Origin of the sequence: Herbihabitans rhizosphaerae, assembly GCF_004216555.1 — a bacterium.
Classification (GTDB): domain Bacteria; phylum Actinomycetota; class Actinomycetes; order Mycobacteriales; family Pseudonocardiaceae; genus Herbihabitans; species Herbihabitans rhizosphaerae.
The window spans coordinates 1-9,635 of record NZ_SGWQ01000022.1 but is presented as its reverse complement, the minus strand read 5'-3'; the positions used below and the strand labels follow the sequence as shown (position 1 = coordinate 9,635).

Annotated in this window: 10 protein-coding genes and 1 pseudogene; all 11 read left to right on the top strand. The window is 68.4% G+C overall.

The annotated features are described in order from the left end of the window. Window positions 1-393, top strand: a pseudogene (locus tag EV193_RS34370) (ABC transporter ATP-binding protein); the annotation flags it as partial. A gap of 86 nt (window positions 394-479) precedes the next feature. After that, a complete protein-coding gene (locus EV193_RS32985; protein WP_130348901.1) occupies window positions 480-1,211 on the top strand; it encodes an MlaE family ABC transporter permease in 732 nt (243 codons plus the stop codon). A 22-nt stretch (window positions 1,212-1,233) separates the two neighbouring features. Beyond that, on the top strand, window positions 1,234-2,040 hold the full coding sequence (locus EV193_RS32980; RefSeq protein WP_130348900.1) for an MlaE family ABC transporter permease: 807 nt from the start codon (window positions 1,234-1,236) through the stop codon (window positions 2,038-2,040). Further along, a complete protein-coding gene (locus EV193_RS32975; RefSeq protein ID WP_130348898.1) occupies window positions 2,037-3,272 on the top strand; it encodes an MCE family protein in 1,236 nt (411 codons plus the stop codon). The genes EV193_RS32980 and EV193_RS32975 overlap by 4 nt, the downstream gene beginning before the upstream one ends. Continuing rightward, window positions 3,269-4,288 carry an MCE family protein gene (locus tag EV193_RS32970; protein WP_130348897.1) on the top strand — a complete coding sequence of 340 codons (1,020 nt, stop codon included), beginning with the start codon at window positions 3,269-3,271 and terminating at the stop codon, window positions 4,286-4,288. The genes EV193_RS32975 and EV193_RS32970 overlap by 4 nt, the downstream gene beginning before the upstream one ends. Further along, window positions 4,285-5,271 carry an MCE family protein gene (locus tag EV193_RS32965; RefSeq protein ID WP_278044247.1) on the top strand — a complete coding sequence of 329 codons (987 nt, stop codon included), beginning with the start codon at window positions 4,285-4,287 and terminating at the stop codon, window positions 5,269-5,271. Before EV193_RS32970 ends, EV193_RS32965 begins: the two co-directional genes overlap by 4 nt. A gap of 1 nt (window position 5,272) precedes the next feature. Next, window positions 5,273-6,277, top strand: coding sequence for an MCE family protein (locus tag EV193_RS32960; protein WP_130348896.1), 1,005 nt, complete (start codon window positions 5,273-5,275; stop codon window positions 6,275-6,277). Further along, on the top strand, window positions 6,274-7,305 hold the full coding sequence (locus tag EV193_RS32955; protein ID WP_130348895.1) for an MCE family protein: 1,032 nt from the start codon (window positions 6,274-6,276) through the stop codon (window positions 7,303-7,305). The genes EV193_RS32960 and EV193_RS32955 overlap by 4 nt, the downstream gene beginning before the upstream one ends. Then, window positions 7,305-8,345, top strand: a complete 1,041-nt coding sequence (locus EV193_RS32950) for an MCE family protein (protein WP_130348894.1) — start codon at window positions 7,305-7,307, stop codon at window positions 8,343-8,345. Before EV193_RS32955 ends, EV193_RS32950 begins: the two co-directional genes overlap by 1 nt. Window positions 8,346-8,355: 10 nt before the next feature. Beyond that, window positions 8,356-8,868 carry a nuclear transport factor 2 family protein gene (locus tag EV193_RS32945; RefSeq protein ID WP_130348893.1) on the top strand — a complete coding sequence of 171 codons (513 nt, stop codon included), beginning with the start codon at window positions 8,356-8,358 and terminating at the stop codon, window positions 8,866-8,868. Between the two features lie 164 nt (window positions 8,869-9,032). Next, window positions 9,033-9,539: a hypothetical protein gene (locus tag EV193_RS32940; protein ID WP_130348892.1), complete on the top strand. Its 507-nt coding sequence runs from the start codon at window positions 9,033-9,035 to the stop codon at window positions 9,537-9,539. Window positions 9,540-9,635: the final 96 nt, after the last annotated feature.

The following is a 9,635-nucleotide window of genomic DNA, read 5'->3' as shown; positions in this document are numbered from 1 at the left end:
ATGGAAGGCCCGATCGGCATGTCCGAGGAGAAGGACACCGCCACGATGGAGGCCGAGAAGGCGATGTTCGAAGCCGGCCACCACGCCGGCGGCGTGGACGACATCGTGGGTGTTCCTCCGCAGATGCAGCCGACGCCGGGATCGCCTGCGCGCCAAGGGGCTCAGCGCCGCCGTGACCGCGTGATGCGGTTGCTGCCGTCGCTTCCGGAGAAGGCGCGGCACACCATTCTCGCCGAGCTGAACCAGCAGCAGCAGGCGGCCGCGCCGCGCGGGTACGTCGAGACGGCGACACTGCCGAAACGTCAAGCGCGCCAAGGGAATCCCCCGGCGCCGCAGCCGCGCCCGTACCCGCAGCAGCCTCAGGGCCAGCCACCGAACTGGGGGCGCCCGTGAGTACCCAGACAGTCGAGGACACGCAGGCCCCTGAGAAACAGTCCCTGCTCCGCCCGGTCACCGCCACCTTCACCGAGTTCGGCCGCATGTTCTCCATGGGGCTGGACGTGTTCGTGCTGATGTTCACCCGCCGCCCGAGGTGGCGCGAGCTGGTCGAGCAGTTCTGGTTCATCGCCAGCGTGTCGATCCTGCCGGCGGCACTGGTGTCGATCCCGTTCGGCGCGGTGCTCACGCTGCAACTGGGCTCGCTGACCACGCAGATCGGCGCGGAGTCGTTCAACGGCGCGGCCAGCGTGCTCGGCATCGTGCAACAGGCGGCCCCGATCGTGACGACGCTCGCGGTCGCGGGCGCCGGCGGTGCCGCGATCTGCGCCGACCTCGGCGCGCGCACGATCCGCGAGGAACTGGACGCCATGCGGGTGCTCGGCGTCTCGCCGGTGGAGCGGCTGGTGGTGCCGAGGGTGCAGGCCGCGATCCTGGCCGCCGTACTGATCAACGGCCTGGTCTCGGTGGTCGGCGTGCTCGGCGCCTACTTCTTCAACGTGATCGTGCAGGGCGGTACGCCCGGCGCGTTCCTGTCCAGCTTCTCCGCGCTCGCCCAGCTGCCGGACCTGTGGGTGGCCGAGATCAAGGCGGTCATCTTCGGGTTCCTCGCCGGACTGGTCGCGTCCTACCGCGGCATGAATCCGAAGGGCGGGCCCAAGGGCGTCGGCGACGTGGTGAACCAGTCCGTGGTGATCACGTTCCTGCTGCTGTTCTTCGTCAACTTCATCATCACCGTGCTGTACCTGCAGCTCGTCCCGGCGAAGGGGGCGTGACGTGGCCACGAAAACCAAGCTGATGACCCGACCGGGCGACGGGCTGGCCAAGCTCGGCGACCAGATGCGCTTCTACGGTCAGGCGCTGGCCTACACGCCGCTGACCGTCCGCCGGTACTCCCGCGAGGTGGTGCGGCTGCTCGGCGAGGTGAGCTTCGGCAGCGGCGCGCTCGCGGTCATCGGCGGCACCATCGGCGTGATGGTCGGGCTGTGCGTGTTCACCGGCACAGTCGTTGGCCTGCAAGGGTTCTCCGCGCTGAACCAGATCGGCACCTCGGCACTGGCCGGCTTCGTGTCGGCCTACTTCAACACCCGCGAGATCGCTCCGCTGGTGGCCGCGCTGGCCCTCTCCTCGACGGTCGGGTCCGGCTTCACCGCACAACTCGGCGCGATGCGCATCTCCGAGGAGATCGACGCGCTCGAGGTGATGGCGGTGCGCAGCGTGCCGTACCTGGTGACCACGCGGATCGTGGCCGGCTTCATCGCGATCATCCCGCTGTACGTGATCGGCCTGCTCATCTCCTACCTCGCCGCGCGCACGGTCACGGTGGAGTTCTACGGGCAGTCCGCCGGCACCTACGACCACTACTTCTCGCTGTTCCTACCACCGGAAGACGTGCTCTGGTCGTTCGTCAAGGTGCTGGTGTTCAGCGTGGCGATCATCCTGACGCACTGCTTCTACGGCTACCGGGCCACCGGCGGGCCGGCCGGCGTCGGTGTCGCAGTCGGCCGCTCGGTGCGGACCTCGATCGTGCTCGTCAGCATGCTGGACTTCCTGCTGAGCCTGGCGATCTGGGGCGCCACGACCACGGTGAGGGTGGCCGGATGAGCCGGGCGAGTAGGAGGTCCGCGCGCCAGCGGCGACGGCGCGATCAAGGGCTCGGCGTCGTGTTCCTGGTGATGCTGCTCGCGCTGAGCTGGCTCACGGTCGCGATCTACGACAAGCAGTTCAGCTCCGCCGCGGTGGTCGTCCTGCACGTCGACCGCACCGGCAACCAGCTCGTGGAGAACGCCGACGTGAAGGTGCGCGGGCTCGTGGTGGGCCAGGTGCGCGAGGTCCAGACCGGCGGCCAGGGCGCGACCGTGGCGCTCGCGATCGACCAGGACAAGCTGGACTTCTTGCCGCACAACGTGTCCGCGCGGCTGCTGCCGAAGACGCTGTTCGGTCAGCGGTATGTCAGCCTGGTGATCCCGTCGGACGCCGAGTCGCGCAAGCTGGCCGACGGTGACGTGATCAAGCAGGACAACTCGATGCGCGCGATCGAGCTGGAGAAGGCATTGCGCGACCTGATGCCGCTGCTGCAGGCGGTGCAGCCGCACAAGCTGGCCAGCACGCTCGGGTCGATCGCGCAGGCGCTCGACGGCAGGGGTAAGCCGCTCGGCGAAACCCTCGTCGCGATGAACTCCTACCTCACCCAGCTCAACCCGCACATGCCGGCGTTGAAGAACGACATCACGAAGTTCGCCTCCACGGTCGAGGCCTACGAGCGGGCCGGGCCGGACATCATCGACGCGCTGTCCGAGCTGACCACGACCGCCAAGACGATCGCCGAGCAGCGCGGCGGGCTCTCCGACATGATCGGCAGCCTCACCACCGCCTCCGACGACTTGAACAAGTTCTTGTTGGCGAACAAGGAGAATCTCATCCGACTGTCCGACACGAGCCGGCCGACGCTGGAGCTGCTCGCGCGGTACGCGCCGTCGCTGCCGTGCCTGTTCGAGTCGGTGAACCGGCTCAAGCCGAACGTGGACCGGGTGCTCGGCAAGGGCACCGGCCAGCCGGGCCTGCACGTCGAGCTGACCGTGAAACCCTCGCGCGGCAAGGGACCCGGCCCGGTGCCCGGGCCAGGACCTCGGTGCTATCCGTCGTCCGGCGGTGTCACGCCCGCGTCGTTCGACGGCGCCGCGGCCGACCTCGGCATGGCGAACTCGCCGAGTGAGAACCAGTTCATCGCCGAGCTGATCGCCGCGAACCAGGGCGTCAACCCGACCGAGGTGCCCGCTTGGGGCAGCCTGCTGGTCGGCCCGCTGCTGCGCGGTACGGAGGTGACACTGCGATGAAGTCGATCGCTCCACCGCTGATCAAGGGTGCGGTGTTCGTCGTGGTGACGCTGGCCGCCACGTTCGTGCTCGGCGTGACGATCGCCAACCGGGGCAGCGGCGACACGGTGACCTACACGGCCCGGTTCTCCGACGCCACCTCGGTCAACCCCGGCGACGACGTGCGCATGGCCGGTGTCCGAATTGGACAGGTCGAGGACGTGGAGATCGTCGACCGCAGGCAGGCCGAGGTCGAGTTCACCATCGACACCAAGCGAAAGCTGGCCAAGACGGTCACCGCGACGATCAAGTTCCGCAACCTGATCGGGCAGCGGTACATCTCGCTGGACCAGGGCGTCGGCGACGCGAACGCGGTGCTGGAACCCGAATCGCTGATCCCGATCGAGCGGACCAGGCCCGCACTGGACCTGACCGCGATGTTCAACGGGTTCCGGCCGCTGTTCCAGGCGCTCAACCCGGACGACGTGAACAAGCTGTCCTACGAGATCGTGCAGGTGCTGCAGGGTGAGGGCGGCACGGTCGACTCGCTGCTCAAGCACACCGGATCGCTGACCGCCACGCTGGCGGACAAGGACAAGATCATCGGGTCCGTGGTCAACAACCTGAACACCGTGCTGGACCAGGTGAACTCGCGCGGCGACAAGCTGTCCGGCCTGGTCTCCACGACCCAGCAGCTCGTCGCCGGCCTCGCCAAGGACTCCAAGCCGATCGGGGACGCGATCTCCGGGCTGGCCGCGCTCACCAACAGCACGGCGGACCTGCTGACCGCCGGACGCGAGCCGCTCAAGCGGGACATCGGGCTGCTCGGCGACGTGTCCCGGGTGCTCGCGGACAACACGCCGGTGTTCGAGACGTTCCTGAACAACCTGCCACGCAAGTACGAGGCGATCGGCCGTACGGCGTCCTACGGCACCTGGCTGAACTTCTTCCTGTGCTCGGCGAGCGCGAATATCCCACCCGCGCCGGGTGGTCCGCCGGTCGGCATCCCGATCACAGACGGGAGGTGTGGCAGGTGAAAAAGCCCTTCAGTGAACGCAATCCGGTCAAGGTCGGGGTCATCGGCGCGCTGTTGATGGTGCTCGTCGGGGCGCTCACGTTCTACTGGGAGGACCTGCCGCTGATCGGCGGCAGCCGGTACGTCGCCGAGTTCAAGGAGGCGGCCGGGCTCAAGCCGGGCGACGAGGTGCGGGTGGCCGGCGTCAAGGTCGGCGAGGTCACCTCGGTGGAGCTGGCCGGCGACCACGTGGACGTGCACTTCCGCGCCAAGGGTGTGTGGCTGGGGGACCAGACGTTCGCCGCCATCAAGATCAAGACGCTCCTCGGGCAGAAGAACCTCGTGCTGGATCCGTTGGGGGACAAGGAGCTGGACGACGACACCCCCATTCCGCGGCAGCGCACGATCACGCCCTACGACGTGAACGACGCGTTCAGCGACCTGGCCAAGACCGCGGGCTCGATCGACACCAAGCAGCTCGCCGAGAGCCTGCGGGTGGTGTCGCAGACGTTCAGCGCGAGCACGCCGGAGACCGTGCGGCAGACCATGGAGGGTCTGTCCGCGCTGTCCAAGACGATCTCCGTGCGCGACCAGGAACTGCGCGGCCTGCTCGCCAACACCGGCAAGTTCAGCAAGCTGATCGCCGATCGCACCGGCGAGTTCGAGTCGCTGATCAAGGACGGCGGCACGCTGCTGTCCGAGCTGAGCCGCCGCCGGGAGGCGATCGCGGCGCTGCTGACCGGCACGCGGGACATGTCCAAGCAGCTCGCTGGCCTGGTCGCGGACAACCAGGCGCAGATCGGGCCGGCGCTGGCCCAACTGGAGCGGGTGACCACCGTGTTGCAGCGCAACCAGTCCAAGCTCGACGAGAGCCTGCGGCTGGCCGGCCCGTTCTACCGCGTGGTCGGTTCCGCGGTGGGCAACGGGCGGTGGATCGACAACTACATCTGCGGGCTCGTGCCGGCGCCGGGTGGCGGCTGCATCCCGCCGAAGGGAGGGCGGTGAGATGGCCCGACAGCGCAATCGTCCTCAGGGCAATCGTTCTCGCAATCGGGGCCGCACGATCGGCGTGCTGGTGGCCGTCGTCGCGCTCGTGGCGGCCGGCTCGGTGTGGCTGTTCACCGGCAACGGCAAGCGGATTCCCGTGACGGCGTACTTCACCCAGGCGGTCGGCCTGTATCCGGGTTCGGACGTGCGGGTGCTCGGCGTGGCGATCGGCACGGTGGAAACCGTTGAGCCGCAAGGACAACAGGTGAAGGTGACGATGACACTGGAGCCGGACGCGCCGGTGCCGGCGAACGCCTCGGCCGTGGTCGTCACGCCCAGCCTGGTCAGCGACCGGTACGTGCAGCTCACCCCGGTGGCCATGACCGGGCCGAAGATCGCGGCGGACACCGTGATCCCGACCGCGCGCACCGCCGTGCCGGTCGAGCTGGACCAGTTGTTCCACAGCCTCGACGAGCTGACCAAGGCGCTCGGCCCAGACGGAGCCAACAAGGACGGCGCGCTGAGCCAGTTCCTCAACAGCGCGGCGGCCAACCTGGACGGCAACGGCGCCAAGATCGGCGAGAGCCTGCGCGAGTTGGGCAAGGCGGCGCGCACGTTGGGCGGCTCGTCGGACGACCTGTTCGTCACGATCGACAGTATTCAGAAGTTCACCTCCATGCTGGCGGCCAACGATCAGGGCGTGCGGGTGTTCAACGACCAGCTCGCCAAGATCACCGAGTTCCTGGCGGGCCAGCGCGACGACTTCGGCACCGCGCTGCGCGAGCTGTCCGGTGCGCTGGGCACGGTGCAGAAGTTCGTTCAGGACAACAGAGGCCGGATCAAGTCGAATGTGGACAAACTCGCCGGAACGGCCCGCGTACTCGCTGATCAGAAGGCATCCCTGGCCGAGGCGCTCGACCGTGCGCCCAAGGCGATGGGCAGCCTGCTGAACGCCTACGACCCGGCCACGCGCACGATCGACGCGCGCAGCAACCTCAACGAGTTCAGCATGGTGCCGCGATGAGCGCCCGCAAGATCATCGCCGCGGTCGCACTGGTGGCGGCCGGCGCCACCGGCTGCGGTGGGCTGTACGAGGTGCCGCTGCCCGGCGGTGCCGACCTGGGTGACCGGCCGTACCGGATCACCGTGCAGTTCCGGGACGTGCTCGACCTGGTGCCGCAGTCCGGCGTGAAGATCAACGACGTCGCGATCGGCCGGGTGGAGACCATCGAACTCGCGTCGGACGGCCGATTGGCGAACGCGCACCTGGTGCTGAACGGCTCGGCGCGGCTGCCGGGCAACGCGGTCGCGCGGCTGCGCCAGTCCAGCGTGCTCGGCGAGAAGTTCATCGAGCTGGACTCCCCGGGCGACGCGGCCAGCGGGTCGCTCGCCGACGGCGCGACGATCCCGGTCGGCCGCACCAACCGCAACCCGGAGATCGAGGAGGTGTTCGGCGCACTGTCCATGCTGCTCAACGGCGGCGGTGTCGGACAGTTGCAGCAGATCAACCGGGAGCTGAACGCCGCACTCGGCGGGAACGAGAAGGAGATCAAGTCCGTACTTGCCAACCTGCGCACGTTCGTCGGCGGGCTGGACGAGCACCGCGGCGAGATCGTGCGCGCGTTGCAGGGCATGGACAAGCTGGCCGCCTCGCTCGGCGGGCGCAAGGACGCGATCGGCAACCTGATCGACAACCTCGGGCCGGGCGTGAAGGTGCTCGCCGACCAGCGGGTCGCGTTCACCACGATGCTGCAGTCGCTGAACAAGCTGTCCACGGTCGCGGTGGACACGATCCGGCGGTCCAAGGACGACCTGGTCGCCGATCTCCGTGCGATGGAGCCGATCCTGCGCAAGCTGCTGGAGTCCGGCGACCGGCTGCCGAAGGCGATGGAGCTGCTGCTCACCTTCCCGTTCCCCGATTCGGCGCTGGACGCGATCAAGGGTGACTACCTGAACGCGTACCTGCGGCTGCACGCGCGGACCGGAAGTCAGCAGCAGACGACCACACCGGCCGGCTTCCCGCTGCCGGCGGTCGAGGGAGGTGCGCGCTGATGCTGACCAAGCTGGTGCGGATCCAGGTGGTCATCTTCACGGTGATCGGGCTGCTCGGCGTGAGCTACGTGGGCGCCCAGTACGCCGGCCTCGGGTCGATCTTCGGCGCGTCCGGCTACACGGTGAAGGTGCGGCTGACCGACTCCGGTGGCATCTTCACCGGCGCCGAGGTCACCTACCGGGGCGTGGCGATCGGGCGGGTCGGCGAGCTGCGGCTGACCGACAGCGGCGTCGAGGTGGACGCGAACATCACCGACGACGACCAGAAGGTGCCCGACGACCTGGACGCCGTGGTGACCAACCGGTCCGCGGTCGGCGAGCAGTACCTGGATCTGCGGCCGCGTCGCGACGGCGAACCGTACCTGACCGAAGGGTCCACTGTGGACAGCCGGCGCACCGCGCTGCCGCTGCCGGTGGAGACCGTGCTGCTGAACCTGGACCGGCTGGTGGAGTCGGTGCCCAAGGACAAGCTGCGCACGGTCGTGGACGAGCTGCACCTGGCCACGCAGGGCACCGGCCCCGCGTTGCAGGCGCTGCTCGACGAGTCGGCGCGGCTGACCAAGGTGGCCACCACGCACCTGCCGCAGACCACGCGATTGCTGGTGGACGCCGGGCTCGTGCTGGACACCCAGATCCAGGTGTCGGACGCGATCAAGTCCTTCGCCACCAACTCGAAGCTGATCGCCGAGCAGCTTCGGCGCTCCGACGGCGACCTGCGCGGGCTGATCAAGACCGGGCCGGAGGTGGCCAAGCAGGTGACCGCCGTGCTCTCCGAGACCGGCCCGAACCTGGGCGCGCTGATGGCCAACCTGGTGACCACGTCCACTGTGCTGCTGGCCCGCCAGGGCGGGATGGAGCAGCTGCTGATCACCGCGCCGGCGGCGGTCGACGCGGCGTCCAACGTGATCAGGGCGGACGGCGCGCACTTCGGGCTCGCCACCACGTTCTTCGATCCGATGCCGTGTGTGTACGGCTCGACCAGGTACCGCAACGGGCTGGACACCTCGCCGGCGCCGTTCAACACCAACGCTCGGTGCTAGGAGGTGTGTCATGCGAGATCTGTTGAAATCAAAGGGAATGCTGCGGGCGAGTGTGGTTCTCGTGCTTGCCGCGGTGGCCTTCGCGGGGTGGTCCGCGTGGACTCTCGTGCGGTCGTCGGCTTCGCCGGCCACGGGTGATCGGGACGAGGCGCTGGCCGCTGGGCGGCGGGCGGTGGCCGTGTTGAACACGATGGATCACCGTGGCGTGGACGCCGGGTTGGACCGGTGGGCCGAGGTCGCTACCGGGGAGTTCCGGGACGAGCTGGTGCGCGGGCGCGACGAGAGCCGCAAGCAGTTGACCGAGGCGAAGACGGTGACTTCGGGGCGGACCGTGGACGCGGCTGTCATGGAGCTGGACGCGGCCGCGGGGACGGCGAAGTTGATCGCCGCGGTGGAGGTGACGGTGACGCCGGATGGTGGTGCGCCGGTGGTGAAGCGCTCTCGGATGCAGACGACGGTGAATCGGGTGGACGGTGGCTGGAAGGTGAGCGCCGTGGGTCAGGTTCCGACTGGGCTGCCCTGAGGTTTTGAGGAGGAATGGTGCGTACTACTACGACTACTCAGGCTCCTCGGCGGCGCCGGCCCGTTGTGGCGGGGACGCGTCGGCCGGCGGCGGTTGCCGCTGAGCCTGCTGCTGCGAGCGAGCCGGTTGTTGATGACGAGGTTGTCGAGGTTGATCCTCCAGTGGTGGAGGAGCGGCGCGGGCCTGGTCGGGTGATTGTTTTGCTTGTGCTGGCGGTGTTGTTGGTGGGGGTGGGGGTGTTCTGTCTGTTGCGTGGTGGCTCCGCTGAGGGTGGCGGGGGGAACAGTGCGGTGGTGGACACCGGCACGACCGCTGAGGTGACGGGGCAGGTGCGGGACGGGTTGGAGAAGATCTTCTCCTATCGGCATGACGATCTCGCTGCTACGGAGCGGACGGCTCGCGGGCTTCTTACTGGTGACGCGGTGGGGCAGTACGGGGTGTTGTTTGATCAGGTGCGGCGGATGGCTCCGGAGCAGCGGCTTTCTCTTCGCTCTTCGGTGGTCTCTTCGGGCGTGACTGTTTTGTCGGGGGATCGGGCGACGTTGCTGGTTTTCCTGGATCAGAATGGGATTCGGGGGGATGGGACGCCTTCGATTGCGGCTGCGCAGTTGACGGTATCGGCGCAGCGGGTTGATGGGCGGTGGCTGATCTCTGGGCTGCAGCCGCGTTGAGGGGTGGCACTTGGTGATCGGCGTTCTGGGGCTTGGGGTGATCGGCGGCGCGGTATTGTGCGGGCCGATTCTCACAAGTCAAGGGCGCCTTCGGCG

Coding starts and splice junctions, on each gene's coding strand:
- EV193_RS32960 (WP_130348896.1), top strand. CDS start 5,273: ATGGCCCGACAGCGCAATCGTCCTCAGGGCAATCGTTCTCGCAATCGG.
- EV193_RS32980 (WP_130348900.1), top strand. CDS start 1,234: ATGACCCGACCGGGCGACGGGCTGGCCAAGCTCGGCGACCAGATGCGC.
- EV193_RS32975 (WP_130348898.1), top strand. CDS start 2,037: ATGAGCCGGGCGAGTAGGAGGTCCGCGCGCCAGCGGCGACGGCGCGAT.
- EV193_RS32945 (WP_130348893.1), top strand. CDS start 8,356: ATGCGAGATCTGTTGAAATCAAAGGGAATGCTGCGGGCGAGTGTGGTT.
- EV193_RS32955 (WP_130348895.1), top strand. CDS start 6,274: ATGAGCGCCCGCAAGATCATCGCCGCGGTCGCACTGGTGGCGGCCGGC.
- EV193_RS32950 (WP_130348894.1), top strand. CDS start 7,305: ATGCTGACCAAGCTGGTGCGGATCCAGGTGGTCATCTTCACGGTGATC.
- EV193_RS32985 (WP_130348901.1), top strand. CDS start 480: ATGTTCTCCATGGGGCTGGACGTGTTCGTGCTGATGTTCACCCGCCGC.
- EV193_RS32970 (WP_130348897.1), top strand. CDS start 3,269: ATGAAGTCGATCGCTCCACCGCTGATCAAGGGTGCGGTGTTCGTCGTG.